Annotated in this window: 17 protein-coding genes; 5 read left to right on the forward strand and 12 right to left on the reverse strand. The window is 67.1% G+C overall.

Annotated features, from left to right (window positions below):
• Window positions 1–128: 128 nt before the first annotated feature.
• The gene (locus AB7849_RS12025; RefSeq protein WP_369501103.1) at window positions 129–1,454 is read left to right on the forward strand and encodes a DEAD/DEAH box helicase; all 1,326 of its coding nucleotides are present in this window, start codon (window positions 129–131) and stop codon (window positions 1,452–1,454) included.
• 317 nt (window positions 1,455–1,771) lie between these two features.
• On the opposite strand, the gene AB7849_RS12030 is transcribed toward AB7849_RS12025, so the two are convergent.
• Together AB7849_RS12030 and fghA are read right to left on the reverse strand one after the other, a co-directional pair.
• Window positions 1,772–2,326 carry a GNAT family N-acetyltransferase gene (locus AB7849_RS12030; protein WP_008214882.1) on the reverse strand — a complete coding sequence of 185 codons (555 nt, stop codon included), beginning with the start codon at window positions 2,324–2,326 and terminating at the stop codon, window positions 1,772–1,774.
• Window positions 2,323–3,171: an S-formylglutathione hydrolase gene (fghA, locus tag AB7849_RS12035; protein WP_008214884.1), complete on the reverse strand. Its 849-nt coding sequence runs from the start codon at window positions 3,169–3,171 to the stop codon at window positions 2,323–2,325. The genes AB7849_RS12030 and fghA overlap by 4 nt, the downstream gene beginning before the upstream one ends.
• Window positions 3,172–3,416: 245 nt before the next feature.
• On the opposite strand from fghA, the gene AB7849_RS12040 reads away from it, so the two are divergent.
• Complete coding sequence (locus tag AB7849_RS12040) at window positions 3,417–5,279, forward strand: DEAD/DEAH box helicase (protein ID WP_037101720.1); 1,863 nt, start codon at window positions 3,417–3,419, stop codon at window positions 5,277–5,279.
• Window positions 5,280–5,497: 218 nt separating this feature from the next.
• The gene (locus tag AB7849_RS12045) at window positions 5,498–6,319 is read left to right on the forward strand and encodes a dioxygenase family protein (RefSeq protein ID WP_008214889.1); all 822 of its coding nucleotides are present in this window, start codon (window positions 5,498–5,500) and stop codon (window positions 6,317–6,319) included.
• Between the two features lie 55 nt (window positions 6,320–6,374).
• Here AB7849_RS12045 and AB7849_RS12050 read toward each other — a convergent pair whose 3' ends face one another.
• Window positions 6,375–6,842, reverse strand: coding sequence for a YkgJ family cysteine cluster protein (locus AB7849_RS12050; RefSeq protein WP_081491837.1), 468 nt, complete (start codon window positions 6,840–6,842; stop codon window positions 6,375–6,377).
• A 194-nt stretch (window positions 6,843–7,036) separates the two neighbouring features.
• Window positions 7,037–7,897 (reverse strand): KPN_02809 family neutral zinc metallopeptidase, encoded by an 861-nt coding sequence (ypfJ, locus tag AB7849_RS12055; RefSeq protein ID WP_369501104.1) that lies wholly within the window; start codon window positions 7,895–7,897, stop codon window positions 7,037–7,039.
• A 107-nt stretch (window positions 7,898–8,004) separates the two neighbouring features.
• On the opposite strand from ypfJ, the gene AB7849_RS12060 reads away from it, so the two are divergent.
• Together AB7849_RS12060 and AB7849_RS12065 are read left to right on the forward strand one after the other, a co-directional pair.
• Window positions 8,005–8,400, forward strand: coding sequence for an MAPEG family protein (locus AB7849_RS12060; RefSeq protein ID WP_008214895.1), 396 nt, complete (start codon window positions 8,005–8,007; stop codon window positions 8,398–8,400).
• A gap of 64 nt (window positions 8,401–8,464) precedes the next feature.
• Window positions 8,465–9,298: a CPBP family intramembrane glutamic endopeptidase gene (locus AB7849_RS12065; protein WP_008214896.1), complete on the forward strand. Its 834-nt coding sequence runs from the start codon at window positions 8,465–8,467 to the stop codon at window positions 9,296–9,298.
• A gap of 10 nt (window positions 9,299–9,308) precedes the next feature.
• On the opposite strand, the gene AB7849_RS12070 is transcribed toward AB7849_RS12065, so the two are convergent.
• The 8 genes from AB7849_RS12070 to AB7849_RS12105 form a co-directional block, all read right to left on the reverse strand.
• On the reverse strand, window positions 9,309–9,881 hold the full coding sequence (locus tag AB7849_RS12070; RefSeq protein WP_008214897.1) for a Maf family protein: 573 nt from the start codon (window positions 9,879–9,881) through the stop codon (window positions 9,309–9,311).
• 35 nt (window positions 9,882–9,916) lie between these two features.
• Window positions 9,917–10,366 carry a GNAT family N-acetyltransferase gene (locus tag AB7849_RS12075; protein ID WP_008214899.1) on the reverse strand — a complete coding sequence of 150 codons (450 nt, stop codon included), beginning with the start codon at window positions 10,364–10,366 and terminating at the stop codon, window positions 9,917–9,919.
• Window positions 10,367–10,401: 35 nt separating this feature from the next.
• Window positions 10,402–10,884: an HXXEE domain-containing protein gene (locus AB7849_RS12080; RefSeq protein ID WP_008214901.1), complete on the reverse strand. Its 483-nt coding sequence runs from the start codon at window positions 10,882–10,884 to the stop codon at window positions 10,402–10,404.
• 7 nt (window positions 10,885–10,891) lie between these two features.
• Window positions 10,892–11,365, reverse strand: a complete 474-nt coding sequence (rlmH, locus tag AB7849_RS12085) for a 23S rRNA (pseudouridine(1915)-N(3))-methyltransferase RlmH (RefSeq protein WP_008214903.1) — start codon at window positions 11,363–11,365, stop codon at window positions 10,892–10,894.
• 253 nt (window positions 11,366–11,618) lie between these two features.
• Entirely contained in the window at window positions 11,619–12,005 is a 387-nt protein-coding gene (gene rsfS / locus AB7849_RS12090) for a ribosome silencing factor (RefSeq protein WP_008214905.1), read from the reverse strand.
• A 93-nt stretch (window positions 12,006–12,098) separates the two neighbouring features.
• Window positions 12,099–13,163, reverse strand: a complete 1,065-nt coding sequence (locus AB7849_RS12095) for an NAD(P)H-dependent flavin oxidoreductase (RefSeq protein WP_037101726.1) — start codon at window positions 13,161–13,163, stop codon at window positions 12,099–12,101.
• A gap of 128 nt (window positions 13,164–13,291) precedes the next feature.
• Window positions 13,292–13,630, reverse strand: coding sequence for a pentapeptide MXKDX repeat protein (locus AB7849_RS12100; protein ID WP_008214910.1), 339 nt, complete (start codon window positions 13,628–13,630; stop codon window positions 13,292–13,294).
• A gap of 118 nt (window positions 13,631–13,748) precedes the next feature.
• Window positions 13,749–14,405 (reverse strand): NrsF family protein, encoded by a 657-nt coding sequence (locus tag AB7849_RS12105; protein ID WP_008214913.1) that lies wholly within the window; start codon window positions 14,403–14,405, stop codon window positions 13,749–13,751.
• Window positions 14,406–14,409 lie beyond the last annotated feature (4 nt).

Below are 14,409 nucleotides of genomic sequence, written 5' to 3' on the forward strand. Positions count from 1 at the left end.
TGGCGTGCCCCGGTTTCCGCTATACTCTGCCGGCGGTTCCCCAACCGTTGCGACTCGCGTCGCCCCATTTCCCCCAAACACCGCAACACGGTTCTGCATGAACGCTCCGGGTTGCACAGGAGTCATTCATGTCTTTCGAATCACTGGGCCTCGTGCCCACGTTGTTGCGTGCGCTCGCCGAACAGGGCTACGCCGAACCCACCCCGATCCAGGCAGCCGCCATTCCCGAGGTGCTGGCCGGCCACGACCTGCTGGCCGCCGCGCAGACCGGCACCGGCAAGACCGCCGCGTTCGCCCTGCCGCTGCTGCAGCGACTGATCGATGCCCCCGCCGCCACGCCGCGCCGCCCGCGCGTGCTGATCCTCACCCCGACCCGTGAGCTGGCCGCGCAGATCGACGACAACCTGCGCGCCTATGCCAAGTACCTGCACGTGCGCAGCGCGGTGATCTTCGGCGGCGTCGGCATGGGTCCGCAGATCAACGCCTTGCGCCGCGGCGTGGACGTGGTGATCGCCACCCCGGGCCGCCTGATCGACCACATGCAGCAGCGCAACATCGAGCTCTCCGGCGTCGACGTGCTGGTACTGGACGAAGCCGACCGCATGCTCGACATGGGCTTCCTGCCCGCGCTCAAGCGCATCCTCACGGCCGTACCGAAGCAGCGCCAGACGCTGTTGTTCTCGGCCACCTTCGCCGCGCCGATCAAGGCGCTGGCGATGCAGTTCATGCGCCAGCCGCGCGAAGTCTCGGTGAGCCCGCCGAACACCGTCACGCAGTTGATCACCCACCACGTGCATCCGGTGGATGCCTCGCGCAAGCGCGACCTGCTGCTGCACGTGCTGAGCCAGGACAGCCGCCGTCAGACGCTGGTGTTCAGCCGCACCAAGCACGGTGCCGACAAGCTGGTGAAGTTCCTGGAGGTGTCCGGCCTGCGCGCCGCCGCGATCCACGGCAACAAGAGCCAGAACGCACGCACCCGCGCGCTCAGCGACTTCAAGAGCGGCCGCGTCACCGTGCTGGTGGCCACTGATATCGCCGCCCGCGGCATCGACATCGACCAGTTGCCGGTGGTGATCAACCACGACCTGCCGATGGTGGCCGAAGACTACGTGCACCGCATCGGCCGCACCGGTCGCGCCGGCTCCGAGGGACTGGCGCTGTCGCTGGTCAGCCACGACGAGTCGGGTCTGCTGCGCGACATCCGCAAGCTGCTCGACCAGGACATCGCGATCACCGAGGTGCCCGGTTTCGAACCGTCAACGCCGCTGCGCCTCGACGCCGGTGCGCCGCGTCCCAAGCAGGGTCAGCGCCAGCCGCGTCCGCCGCGACAGAATGGCAATGGTGCGTCGACGCAGCGTCCGCATGGCCGTGGCCCGTCGAACGGCAACAACCCGCACGCCGCCGGCAACCGCAAGCGCCGCCGCCCGGGTGGCCGCCCTGCCGCCAAGGCCTGACGATCCTGTCGCCCTGCCACGACGATGTCGTGGCAGGGCGCTCATGTCGTCCAACCTGATTGGCGACAAGGTTCAACCGATACCTCACCGTTCGCCCTGAGCGTAGGCCCGTAGGGCCGGAGTCGAAGGGTGATCGCCTGCAGGCGCTTCGGCTTCTTCGCTCCTCAAAACCGTAGCCATCCGTGGCTACTCTCCGCGTGCGCTTGCCAAGGCAAGCTGCGCTCAGCGCGAACGGTCTTTCTTGGCCGAGCTTCGTCGCCAACCAAATAGTTCAAAGCCTCGGCGAATCCGGCGATCGTCTGGCGGGCATGCGCGCCTCAATCCCCGGCGCGCGTTTTCGCCGTCAGCACGTGGTCCTGCCACGTGCCGGCGATGCGCAGATAGTTTTTCGCATAGCCCTCGCGCTCGAAGCCCAGCCGCGCCAGCAGGCGTGCGCTGCGTTCGTTGATCGGCAAGTGGTTCGCCATCACGCGGTGCAAATCCAGTTCGCCAAAGGCCCAACCCAGCGCGGCTTGCAGGGCTTCGTACATCAGTCCCTGCCCTTGCGTCCGAGCCGCCGCGCCATAGCCGAGCAGGCAAGCCTGGAACGGGCCGCGCATCACGTTGGCGAAGGTGATCGTGGCGAGGATCTCCGTCTCGCCCGTGTCGAACACGGCCAGCGGATAACCGCGATCGAGCCGTGCCGCTTCGCGCCCGTCGGCAATCGTGCGGGCGCAATGTTCCGGCGTGTAATACGTCGCGTCTCGCAGCGGCTCCCATGGCGCCAGGTGCTCGCGGTTTTCACTGCGATAGCGCAACAGGGCTTGCGTATCCGGGCCCGCCATCAGGCGGATGCGGGTACGCGGTGTTTCGAGTTCCGGCAAGACGATCATGCGAGTCCCAGTGCATCGGCGTGATGGCGCACATGGTCCTCGATGAAACTGGCGATGAACCAGTAGCTATGGTCATAGCCGGCGTGACGACGCAACTGCAGCGATTGCCCGGCCGCGGCACAAGCCTGTTCGAACAATTCTGGCCGCAACTGGGTGTGCAAAAACGGATCGGCTTCGCCCTGGTCGATCAGGATCGTGCCGGGAAACGTGTGTTGCCGCACGAGTTCGCAGGCATCGTGCCCGGCCCAGGTCGACGCATCGTCACCGAGATAACGCGGGAATGCCTTGCGCCCCCACGGCACCTGCGTGGGCGCCATGATCGGGGCAAACGCCGACACCGAGCGATAGCGCTGCGGATGTTTCAGCGCCAGGGTCAGCGCGCCATGGCCTCCCATCGAGTGACCGCACAGCGCGCTGCGCGACACCTCCACCGGAAAGTGTTCCGCCAGCAACGCGGGCAATTCGTCCACCACGTAGCTTTCCATGCGAAAACGCGTCGACCACGGCGCCTGCGTCGCATCGAGGTAGAAACCCGCGCCCTCGCCGAATTCCCAGTCGCCGGTGGCACCGTCGAAACCGGTATCGCGCGGGCTGGTGTCAGGCATCACCAGCGCCATGCCCAGCTCGGCGGCCAGTCGCTGCATGCCGGCCTTCAACGTGGCGGTTTCCTCGGTGCAGGTGAGTCCGGCCAGGAAATACAGCAACGGACACGGCCCCTGTGCGGCCTGTGGCGGCAGATACAACGCGAAGCGCATCGGGCCGCCGCACGCCGTCGATGCATGCCGGTAAAAGCCCTGCACACCGCCAAAGCAGCGTTGTTCGGAGATCGTCTCGATTGCGCTCATGCTCATCCTCGCCGTGGGGAAATTCCATGATAGTGGACCGACCCGCGCCACCGGCTGGCCGGCGACCCGCCAACGGTGCCCCATGCCGACCCGCTGCGGCACGGGTGGACGTCCAGACGTCCCGGCAAGCATTTTTTGCAGGGCGAGCCGCCATGGCCCGGCCGCGCGAGAGCAAGTCCTCGCAGGCTGCTACAATAGTGACCATTCTTTCGCATGCCTTCGCGCATGCCAGCCGAGGTTCCCCCATGTCTGCCCCTTCCTCCGACTCCGCCCCGGCCTCCGCCGGCTTTGGCGCGCTTGCCCTTTCCCCGGAGGTAATGCGCGCACTGACCGACGTCGGCTACGAATCCCCATCGCCGATCCAGGCCGCCACCATCCCGCCGCTGCTGGAAGGCCGCGACGTACTGGGCCAGGCGCAGACCGGCACCGGCAAGACCGCCGCGTTCGCGCTGCCGATCCTGTCACGCATCGACCTCAAGCCCGGCAAGCCGCAGGCGCTGGTGCTGGCGCCCACGCGCGAACTGGCCATCCAGGTGGCCGAGGCATTCCAGCGTTACGCCGCGCACATGCCCGGGCTGCAGGTGCTGCCGATCTACGGTGGCCAGAGCTATGGCCCGCAGCTGCATGCGCTGCGTCGTGGCGTGCAGGTCGTGGTGGGTACGCCGGGCCGGGTGATCGATCACCTGGACAAGGGCACGCTGGATCTCTCCGAGCTGAAGTACCTGGTGCTCGACGAGGCCGACGAGATGCTGCGCATGGGCTTCATCGACGACGTCGAAAAAGTGCTGCAGGCGACGCCGCCCGAGCGCCAGGTGGCCCTGTTCTCCGCCACCATGCCGACGGTGATCCGCAAGATCGCGCAGAAGCACCTGAAGGACCCGGTCGAGATCACCATCAAGGCCGCCACCACCACGGCCGCCAACATCCGCCAGCGCTACTGGTTCGTCAGCGGGCTGCACAAGCTCGACGCGATGACGCGCATCCTGGAGGCCGAACCGTTCGACGCGATGATCATCTTCGCGCGCACCAAGCAGGCCACCGAGGAACTGGCCGAAAAGCTGTCCGCGCGCGGCCTGGCCGCTGCCGCGATCAACGGCGACATCGCCCAGCCACAGCGCGAGCGGGTGATCCAGCAGCTCAAGGACGGCAAGCTCGACATCCTGGTCGCCACCGACGTGGCCGCGCGCGGCCTCGACGTGGAGCGCATCAGCCACGTGCTGAACTACGACATTCCGTACGACACCGAAAGCTACGTGCACCGCATCGGTCGTACCGGCCGTGCGGGCCGCAGCGGCGAAGCGATCCTGTTCGTCACGCCGCGCGAGAAAGGCATGCTGCACGCCATCGAACGCGCCACCCGCCAGCGCATCGAAGAGATGAAACTGCCCACCGTGGAAGCGGTGAACAACGTGCGCATCAGCCGCTTCAAGCAGAACATCAGCGACACGCTGGCGGTCGGCGACCTGGCGTTTTTCCAGCAGCTGATCGAGCAGTACGAGCAGGAGCACAACGTGCCGGCGATCGAGATCGCCGCCGCGCTGGCACGTATCTCCCAGGGCGATCGCCCGCTGCTGCTCACGGCGCCGCCGCCGCGCGAATACGCACCGCGCACGAATGATGGCAACAGCCGTCCGCCGCGCCAGCGTGACGACAACAAGCGCCCCTCGCATGATCGTCCGCCCCAGCGCGAGCGTCCGTCCGCGCACGAGCATGTGCACCGCCCCCACGCGACCGAGGCAGGCAAGACCACCTACCGCATCGAAGTCGGTCACGATCACGGTGTGAAGCCGGGCAACATCGTCGGCGCCATCGCCAACGAAGCCGGGCTCGACAGCCAGTTCATCGGTCGCCTCAGCATCCGCGGCGATTACAGCCTGGTCGACCTGCCCGAAGGCATGCCCGCGGAAGTGTTCGAGCACCTGAAGAAGGTCTGGGTGGCGCGCCAGCAGTTGCGCATCCACCCGTGGGACGGCAAGGACACCGACGAGGGGACCAGCGCGCCAGCGCGCGCGCCGGGCGGCTTCCGCAAGCCCGGCGGGTTCAAGCCCGGCGCACGCAAACCGCACGCCCGCGACAACGGTGGCGGCAAGCCGCCGCGACGCAAGTAAGCAGATCGGGAACGAGGCCTGCCCGCATCCATCCGGGCAGGCCCTCGCAACTTCGCTGCACGCCACTCGTCGGTCCGACACGCGGTGTCACGATGAGTCGACTCCATCGCGGTGCGGGGCCCATCGTTTCAATACGGCAACACGCCGTTCACCCGAACGCCGCTGCAAAATCGTCAACATCCCTTACCTTGAGGCGATCTCCTCGACAGTGATTCGCCATGTCCGCCCTGCCCAGCCTGTACGTCTCGCACGGCTCGCCGATGACCGCGCTGCAACCCGGCCTCACCGGCATTCGCCTGGCTGAACTGGCTGCGACGTTGCCGCGGCCGAAAGCCATCGTGATCGCCTCGGCGCATTGGCTGGCCCGCTCGCCGCACGTCGGCAGCGCAGTGCGGCCGGCCACCATCCACGACTTTTATGGCTTCCCGCGCGAGCTCCACGCGCTGAACTACCCGGCACCGGGGGTGCCCGGCCTGGCTGCCCACGTGGCATCGCTGCTTGACGCGGCAGGCCTGCAGCCCGGGCTCGACCCATCGCGCGGTCTCGATCATGGCGTATGGGTTCCGCTACGCCTGCTTTATCCGCAAGCCGACATCCCGGTCGTGCCGGTATCGATCCAGCCCGAGGCCGGCCCGGCCCATGCGCTCGCCATGGGCCGCGCGCTGGCACCGCTGCGCGAGGAAGGCGTGCTGGTCATCGGTTCGGGCAGCATCACGCACAACCTGGGTGACTTCCGTGCCGGTTACAGCGAAGCGCGCGAGGCGCCCTACGTGCGCCCGTTCACCGACTGGATCGAACAGCGCCTGGCCGCCGGCGACGTCGACGCTCTGCTCGACTACCGTCACCAGGCGCCATTCGCCGAACGCGCCCATCCCACGGACGAACACCTGCTGCCCTTGTTCGTGGCACTGGGCGCTGCGGGCACATCGGCGCAGGCCCGGCGCATCGATGCCGGCATCGACCTGGGCTTCCTCGCGATGGACCTTTATCGCTTCGACACCGCGACGCAAGCCAGTACGGTGCAGCCGCCCATGGATTGATCCGGACAGCACCCGGCCGCACTGTGAAACCGCCCGGCACCCAAGCCTTGCGTACCTACACCGGAATACCCGTACCGCCCGTGGCCGGCGGCAGATCGAGGCTGGCCAGCACGGCGATGGCCGGCTCGTCCAGCGGCAACTCCGGCACCAGCGGCAGGACCGGCACCGGGATCACCGGCGTCGGCCAGTCCGCTGGCGTCAACGGCAACAGGCCATGGGCGATACGCCCCTTGTCGCATTGCAGGCTATGCCGCCCGAACTCCCAGGACGGCTCGACCTCGCGGCACACCGAGGGCTTGATCGGGTGAATGCCGCAATGGGCAGCCACGCCAATCTCGCCCACCAGCGCCACGCAGCGCGGTGTCTTCGACTGCGTACCGCGCATCACAACGCGATGCGGGTCCAGCTTTTCGGTGAGTTCGGCAGGCACGGTTCCGCCCAGCAAGGGGTCGGTCTCGGACCAGTGGAAGGCAATGCGAAAAAAGGCGCAGCAGGCGCCGCAACTCAGGCAGGGATGACTCATGCAAGCCAGCGAAAGCGCACCCCAAGGCACGCAGCTCGCGGAGTCTAGATCCGATCGCCTAGCGACGGAAGGTGGGACCGCCCGGAACCACCCACCAGCACGGGTAGGAGCGCACCCTGTGCGCGAAGGTTTCTGGCCAGACATCCGAAAAAGCCTTCGCGCACAGGGTGCGCTCCTACGCGAGAGCCAGATGCTTACGGCTCCCCGGCGAAGGTGTTGCAGCTCCTGATGTCACCGCTGACCATGCCGGTCTTGAACCACTTCACCCGCTGCGCCGAGGTGCCGTGGGTGAACGAATCGGGCACCACGGTGCCGCGGGCCTCGCGCTGCAAGGTGTCGTCACCGATCTGGCTGGCCGCGTTGAGCGCCGACTCCACGTCGCCCGGCTGCAGCCATTGCAGGCGCTGCTGGCTGCGGTTGGCCCACACCCCGGCGAAACAGTCGGCCTGCAGTTCCTGCCGCACCGACAGGCCATCGGCGCCGTCCATCTGCGCGCCCTGGCGCTGCAGTTGCTGCACCTTGGCGAAGATGCCGAGCTGCTGCTGCACATGGTGGCCCACTTCGTGCGCGATCACGTAGGCGCGCGCGAAATCGCCGCTGGCGTGGAAGCGGTTCTGCAGCTCCTGGAAGAAGTCCAGGTCCAGATAGATCTTGTGGTCACCCGGGCAGTAGAACGGCCCCACCGCGGTGGATGCCGCGCCGCAGGCAGTGTTCACGCCGCCGCTGAACAGGTCCAGTTTCGGGTCGGTATAGGTGCGCCCCATCGAAGTGAAGATGTCGCCCCAGGTCTTTTCGGTCGAACCGAGGATCTTCTCCACGAACAGTTTCTGTTGCGGATCGACCTGCGCCGGCTGCGCGTTCGGCGCCGTGGTAGCGGGCTGACCGCCGCCCTGGTCGAGCAGGGCCATGGGGTTCTTGAAGAACACCCAGCCCAGGATCGCAAGTATCAGCAAGCCGCCCAGCCCCATCCGCCGGCCGCCGCCGAAGCGCGGCCCACCGCCACCACCGCTGTCGACTTCGACGTTGTTGCTGGTTTCGCCCTTTTGCCAGTCCATGTCCGCCTCCCCTGGCGGCACCATCGCCACCGGACCATGACGATAGCGCTACGCGCGCCAGGCTGCCAAACCGGTAAAGTGGGGCCCTGTCCTTCCGGAAACCCGACATGCTCCAGCAACTGCCCGCCCTGGTTGTCCTGCTTACCGTCCTGCTGCTGTTCGGCACCCTGTTCGCGGTGGGCCACGCCCGCGGGAAGTACGGCATCAAGGCGCCCGCCACCAGCGGCCATCCCGACTTCGAACGTGCCTATCGGGTGCAGATGAATACGCTGGAAGGCACGGTGATGTTCCTGCCCACGCTGTGGCTGGCCACGCACTACGGCTTCGCCGGCTGGGCCGGCATCGCGGGGCTGTTCTGGATCGTCGGCCGGGTGTGGTACGCGGCGGGTTACCTGCAGGAGGCGGCGCGTCGCGAGGGCGGCTTCATGCTCTCGATGCTGGCCTGGGCTGCCGTGCTGATCATGGCCGTTGTCGGAGTCATCCGCGCGCTGCTGCTGGCTTGATGCAAGCCATGAACGGACCACGTCATCGGCCGTCCCGGAGGACGGTCGCCACGAGACCCGTGGCATGACCACGACAGAACATGCCATCCAGCCACCGCCACTGCCGCGTGGCGAACCACCCGTGGCCCTGCCGGCGCCGGGCATCTGGTCGGCTCTCGGCCTGATCGCGCTGTACTTCCTGCTGCAATTGATGCTGAGCGTGCTGGCTGGCTTCGTGGTGGGATTGGTCGTCGGCATCCGGCACATGGGCGAGTCCGCCTCCAGCATCCGGCAGCAGGTCGTCGCGATCATGCAACAGCCGGATGCGGTAACGCTGATGGTCATCGTCACCGTTCCGGTGGCTGCACTGGTCGCACTGTACGTGGCACATCGCTGGTGGCCGCACTTGTGGTCGTTGCCGCAACCACCCGGCTTCGGCCTGTGCAGGCCAACTACACCCACGTTCTACCTTGCCGCCGTGGCCCTCGGCCTGGTGTTGCCGCCGCTGGGCGGGTGGCTCACGCAATGGCTGGCGCACGGCCATCCGGTAACCCAGAACGTGGAACAGCTCGGCCACAGCGCCACGCCCGGCTTGCGCATGCTGCTGGCCGTGATGGTGGTCAGCATCGGCCCGCTGGTGGAAGAGGTGCTGTTTCGTGGCGCCCTGCTTTCCGCACTGTTGCGACGACTGCCGGTGGGCTGGGCGGTGGCCGCCTGCGTGCTGCTGTTCGGCGTGGTGCACCTGCCCGGCCTGCACTTCAAGTGGTACGCACTGCCCGACCTGATGCTGCTGGCGCTGGCGCTGTGCTGGCTGCGGCTGAAATCCGGCTCGCTGTGGCCGTCGGTATTGGCCCATGGCGTCAACAATGCGGTGGCGATGATTGCGCTGTTCGTGGCGGTCGCCCAGCATCACGCCTGAAACGGCCGCACTACGCGATGACGATACCGGCCTCGCGCAGCAACCGCGCGGTCTCGAACAGGGGCAGCCCCATCACGCCGGAATAGCTGCCATCCAGATGCTCGATCAAGGCCGCACCGCGCCCCTGGATGGCGTAGCCGCCGGCCTTGCCGAACGATTCGCCGGTCGCGACATAGCCGGCGATGGCGGCCTCGTCCAGCGAGGCAAAGCGCACCTGCGACACGCACGTCACGCAGTGCTCGTGCCTGGCGTCCACCAGCCATACCGTCGAGATCACGGCATGCGTGCGCCCGGACAACCGACGCAGCATCGCCGCGGCTTCGGCCGCATCACCCGGCTTGCCGAACACCTCGTCGTCCAGCACCACCTCGGTATCCGCGCCCAGCACCCGTGCGTCGGGCGCGGCACCCAGTTTCGCCAATCCGGCGCGCGCCTTGTCCCCCGCCACGCGTCCGACATAGGCCTGCGGCGATTCGCCGACGGCCCGCTGCTCGGGCACGTCCACATCAAGCACGCTGAAGTCCACGCCAAGCTGCTCCAGCAGCTGGCGGCGGCGCGGCGATTGCGAGGCAAGGTGAAGCATGCGGACTCCCGTTGGCAACCCGGTGAACGGTGCGCTCAAAGTGTCAGGTCATAGCTGCAGAACTGGCGGTCGCGTTGCCAGCCCAGCGATTCGTACAAGGCCTGGGCCGGCGCGTTGTCCAGCGCGGTGGACAGCGACAGGCTGGCGGCCCCCAGGTTTCGCGCCTGTGTGGCGGCGGCCTCCAGCAAGGCCTTCGCCACGCCCTGCCGCCGTGCACCGGCTGCCACGAACAAGTCGTTGAGCAGCCAGGTACGCACCATGCGCACCGAGGAAAACAGCGGATAGAGTTGGGTGAAACCCAGCGCCGCACCATGCTCGTCGCGCGCCAGCAGAATCATCGATTCGTTGAGGCGCAGACGCGTGGTGAGGAAATCGCGCGCCCCTGCCTCATCGGACGGCTTGCCATAGAACCGGCGGTAGCCATCGAACAGCGGCACCAGCGCATCGAGGTCGTGGAAGGCGGCACGGCGTATCTCGAACGGCATGAGGAAAGCTCTCGGCAGTGAGTCGTCCAATCAGCTTAGCGCGCGACGCCCGGCTTGCCACCCAGCGCGAACAGCACGGGAACGAAGGCCAACAGACCCAGCACCACGAGTGGCCCGCTCCAGGCAAACACCGCCGGCTCGATGGCGCCATCCTGCAGCAACCGATGGATCAGCCAGCTGCCAAGCGGCAGGTTGAACAACACGGCTGTCGCCGTGCCTGGCGCGTAACTGCGCGTGACGAGGCAGGCGATCACATGCGGCGCCAGGACATTCAGCACCATCGCCAGCGCATAGCCCGCCAGCAGATAGGCTCCGGCGCTGTGCCTGCCGCCGACTGCCGCCAGCCAAGCTGCCAGCAAGGCAAGCAATGACAGCACCAGCGCACCCAGGCGAAACACCTTCGGAGTGATGCGCCAGCGCGTGGGCCGCTTCGGCCAGCTCGGCAACAGCCACGCCTCCTCGGCGTTATGAGCAACCACGCCCAACGCGAACAGCCAGCCAAGCAGCGACAGATCCATCGACGCCTCACGCACGATGATAGGGATGCCCGGCCATGATGGTGGTGGCGCGATACAACTGTTCGGCCAGCACCAGCCGTACCAGCATGTGCGGCAGGGTCAGCGGGCCCAGCGACCAGCGCTGGTCGGCGCGCGCCAGCACTTCGGCAGCGTGACCGTCGGGTCCACCGATCAGGAAGGCCAGATCGCGCCCGGCCATGCGCCACTTTGCCAGTTGCTCGGCAAGCTCCTCGCTGGACCACGCCTTGCCGTGCCCGTCCAGCGCCACCACGTGCGTGTCGCGCGGCAACGCGGCAAGAATGGCGGCGCCCTCGTCCTGCATGGCGCGGACGTCATCGCGTCCCTTGCCACGCACACCGGGTTTCAGCTCGATCAGTTCCAGCGGCAGTTCATGCGACAGCCGTTTGCGGTACTCGGCAAACCCTTCGGCCACCCAGCCAGGCATGCGCTCACCGACGGCAATGATGCGCGCGCGCGTCATTGCCCGCCTTTATGAAATGGAGCGCGCATAGTGCCTCGTTCGCCTCCTCTTCCCTGCGGAGAGAGCACCGTCCTGAGCCGGTCGAAGGGGATTGAGGTGAGGGGCGGGTGCTCGCGATATCGCCCACCAAAGCTGCGCTTCGCTTCGTGACAGACACCTCGCGAGATTGTCCCCTCACCCCGGCCCTCTCCCCGGCGGGGAGAGAGAGAAAAGCGTGGCCTCTCCCGTACCTGCGAGGGAGAAAACCTGGCGTTCACCCGGCGCTCGCGGCATCCAGGTCGTGGCCGTGGTCGCCCACCGTCCACAAGCGCTCCAGGCCATAGAACTCGCGGATGCGCGGCAGCATGACGTGGACGATCACATCGCCCAGATCCACCAGCACCCACTCGCCTTCCTGCTCGCCTTCCACGCCCAGCGGCATCACGCCCGCCTTCTTGGCGAACTTCACCACTTCGTCGGCGATGGATTTGACGTGGCGTGCGGAGGTGCCGGAAGCGATCACCAGCAGATCGGCAATGGAGGTCTTGCCCAGGACATCGATTTCGCGAATGTCCTTGGCCTTCAATTCTTCCAGCGCATCGATGACAGCTTTGCGCAGGGCGGCCGTGGAATCGGCCTTGACGTTGCGGGGTGTACTCAAGAGCGGGTGCCTCGCGGCGTGGTCGGCGCGCGGTATGGCGCGGGCGCAGTATAACCGCCGCAGCGCAAGACAAGGTCAAGGCACCGCATTCATTCAACCCGCATTCCGTGCCGCGCTGTCGTATTCGTCCATCAGCAGGGCCACCAGCTCGCCGGCCGGCAGGGGCCGTGTCATGGCGGCCGCCTGGCCACACCACTCGGAGAGCAGGTCGCCGCGACCAGCCTGAGCTGCGGCACGGCGCAGCGGGGCGGTCAGCGCATTCAGGATGGGGTACGGCGGCAGTTCGTCGGCGGCAGACTCCATCGCCACCACGTAATGGTTGCGCAGGCCGCGCGCGGCTCGGCCGGAAAAGCTGCGAATGCTGGCCACGCGATGCGCTTCCACGTTCGGCAGGTCGCGCTTCCAGGCGGGGGCGGCCGAGGCTTCGGGACAGGACAGGAAGGCGGTGCCGAGCTGGCTGGCCGCGGCGCCCAGCACCTCGGCGGCCAGTATCCCGCGGCCATCCATGATGCCGCCGGCGGCGATTACCGGAATATCCACGGCCCGGGCAACCAGTGGAATCAGCGCGAACAGGCCGATCATCGCCTCTTCCGGCGCATGCATGAAGGTGCCGCGATGTCCGCCCGCCTCGGCACCCTGCACGCACACCGCGTCGGCGCCATGCTCGGCCCAGGCACGGGCCTCGGCCACGCTGGTGGCATTGCCGATCACCATGATGTCCAGCCGTTTCAGCTCAAGCACCTGCTCCGTGGTCAGCAGGCCGAAGGTGAAGCTGGCTGCGGCCGGGCGCGCTTCGCGCAACGCGGCGAGCTGCTCGGAGAAACGCGGTGCCCAGCGTGCTGGCAGTGCGGTGCGCACCTCGAGGCCTTCGCGCTCCATCAGGGCATCGAGCAACTCGCGTGCTCGCGCCACCGCGGTCATGTCCGGCGAAAATTCATCGGGCAGCACAAACAGGTTGATACCAAACGGGCGATCGGTCGTTGCGCGGACCTGGCCAGCCTGCTCGAGGATGGCCTGCGGCTCCAGGTAGCCGGCGCCCAGCGAACCGAAGGCGCCCGCAGCGGACACAGCGGCAACCAGGGCTGGCGTGGTGGAGCCGGCCATCGGCGCCTGGACAAGGGGATGCTCGATACCGAGCCGGCGTGCAAAAGCAGACATGACGTGGTCACCCCAGGCAGTGGGACTCCTGCATTATCCGCCTGTCGCGTCTGCCCGGCATGAAATCGGGGCATGGCATCCGTTGCCGGCGGCCATGCCCCGCGGCCTGTCAGGCCGGGACTGTCGTGTCAGCCACCGCTGCTCATGGCATCACCGCCGGTCTTCTTCATCTTCATCGCGTCGTGCTTCATGGCGCCTTTCTTCATCATCGCGCCATCCTTTTTCATCATGGCATCGGACTTCATCGCCTGATGCTTCATGGCGCCGGACTTCATGGCGTCATGCTTCATGGCGTCATGCTTCATGGCATCGTGCTTCATCGCGTCCTTCTTCATCATGCTGCCCTTGTGCATGGCATCGTGCGACATCGACGAACCGGACATTGCATCCTGCGCGAAGACCGGGCTGAAAGCGAAGGCGCCAACGGCGGCGGCCACAGCCACGGCGACAAGCGTGCGTGTGTTCATGGGTGCATCCTTGAAAGGAAAAGGGACGGAAGCGATCTGGCCGCTTCCGTCCCTTTCTTCGCAGGCCGCACGTCGACGGTTACCTCAAGGCAAACCGCAACTCGCGGCGACCTGCCGATCAATGCCGCGACAGCAGCCGCCCGCCCATCGCCACGTTGACGCCCACCACGATGGCCACGGCCAGCGCATGGGTCAGCAGGTCGGTGGCCGCCGCGTCGAAGTTGTGGCAAATCTCCAGCAGGCTGGCCGAGGCGGCAGCACTGGCCAGCCCCACCATCACCGCGGTAAGCGCCGGCCGCAACGGGCAGGCGCGACGCAGCAACCACACCATCAATATCGACAGCGGAACCGAGAAACTGATGATGAACACCAGGCAATCAACGGATTGGTGCAAGGTGGCAATGTCGGTATCCGGCGCCAGCCACGTGCGCAGGCAACCCAGGCCACTGGCGCCGATCCACAACAGCAAGCCGGGCACCGGCAACCAGGCCCATGCACGCGAACGTCCGGGCACCCCCAGCACAAAGGCACACCATGCGGCGCAGACCGCGGTGAACACGGCACCGGCCGCCGCCCAGGCCAGATCGGGAGCACCGGCCCAGCGCCGCAGCATCGGCTGATCGCCATAGCGCATCAGCAATCCCGCCGCGATGGCCATCACGACGAACAGCCAACCGAGCGTGCGCAGCCACGGCGGCAGCAGGCGCCGTACCGGCGTCAGCTCGGCGCCGAGCGCATCGATCAGGGCTTCGTGGCGGCGTGGATCGGACGACATGGTT

The organism is Rhodanobacter sp. FW021-MT20 (assembly GCF_041107475.1).
GTDB classification, from domain to species: domain Bacteria; phylum Pseudomonadota; class Gammaproteobacteria; order Xanthomonadales; family Rhodanobacteraceae; genus Rhodanobacter_A; species Rhodanobacter_A glycinis.

Coding starts and splice junctions, on each gene's coding strand:
- AB7849_RS12060 (WP_008214895.1), top strand. CDS start 8,005: ATGCTCCAGCAACTGCCCGCCCTGGTTGTCCTGCTTACCGTCCTGCTG.
- AB7849_RS12105 (WP_008214913.1), bottom strand. CDS start 14,405: ATGTCGTCCGATCCACGCCGCCACGAAGCCCTGATCGATGCGCTCGGC.
- AB7849_RS12030 (WP_008214882.1), bottom strand. CDS start 2,326: ATGATCGTCTTGCCGGAACTCGAAACACCGCGTACCCGCATCCGCCTG.
- AB7849_RS12070 (WP_008214897.1), bottom strand. CDS start 9,881: ATGCTTCACCTTGCCTCGCAATCGCCGCGCCGCCGCCAGCTGCTGGAG.
- AB7849_RS12050 (WP_081491837.1), bottom strand. CDS start 6,842: ATGAGTCATCCCTGCCTGAGTTGCGGCGCCTGCTGCGCCTTTTTTCGC.
- rlmH (WP_008214903.1), bottom strand. CDS start 11,365: ATGACGCGCGCGCGCATCATTGCCGTCGGTGAGCGCATGCCTGGCTGG.
- AB7849_RS12065 (WP_008214896.1), top strand. CDS start 8,465: ATGACCACGACAGAACATGCCATCCAGCCACCGCCACTGCCGCGTGGC.
- AB7849_RS12045 (WP_008214889.1), top strand. CDS start 5,498: ATGTCCGCCCTGCCCAGCCTGTACGTCTCGCACGGCTCGCCGATGACC.
- AB7849_RS12095 (WP_037101726.1), bottom strand. CDS start 13,163: ATGTCTGCTTTTGCACGCCGGCTCGGTATCGAGCATCCCCTTGTCCAG.
- AB7849_RS12040 (WP_037101720.1), top strand. CDS start 3,417: ATGTCTGCCCCTTCCTCCGACTCCGCCCCGGCCTCCGCCGGCTTTGGC.
- AB7849_RS12100 (WP_008214910.1), bottom strand. CDS start 13,630: ATGAACACACGCACGCTTGTCGCCGTGGCTGTGGCCGCCGCCGTTGGC.
- ypfJ (WP_369501104.1), bottom strand. CDS start 7,897: ATGGACTGGCAAAAGGGCGAAACCAGCAACAACGTCGAAGTCGACAGC.
- AB7849_RS12080 (WP_008214901.1), bottom strand. CDS start 10,884: ATGGATCTGTCGCTGCTTGGCTGGCTGTTCGCGTTGGGCGTGGTTGCT.
- AB7849_RS12075 (WP_008214899.1), bottom strand. CDS start 10,366: ATGCCGTTCGAGATACGCCGTGCCGCCTTCCACGACCTCGATGCGCTG.
- AB7849_RS12025 (WP_369501103.1), top strand. CDS start 129: ATGTCTTTCGAATCACTGGGCCTCGTGCCCACGTTGTTGCGTGCGCTC.
- fghA (WP_008214884.1), bottom strand. CDS start 3,171: ATGAGCGCAATCGAGACGATCTCCGAACAACGCTGCTTTGGCGGTGTG.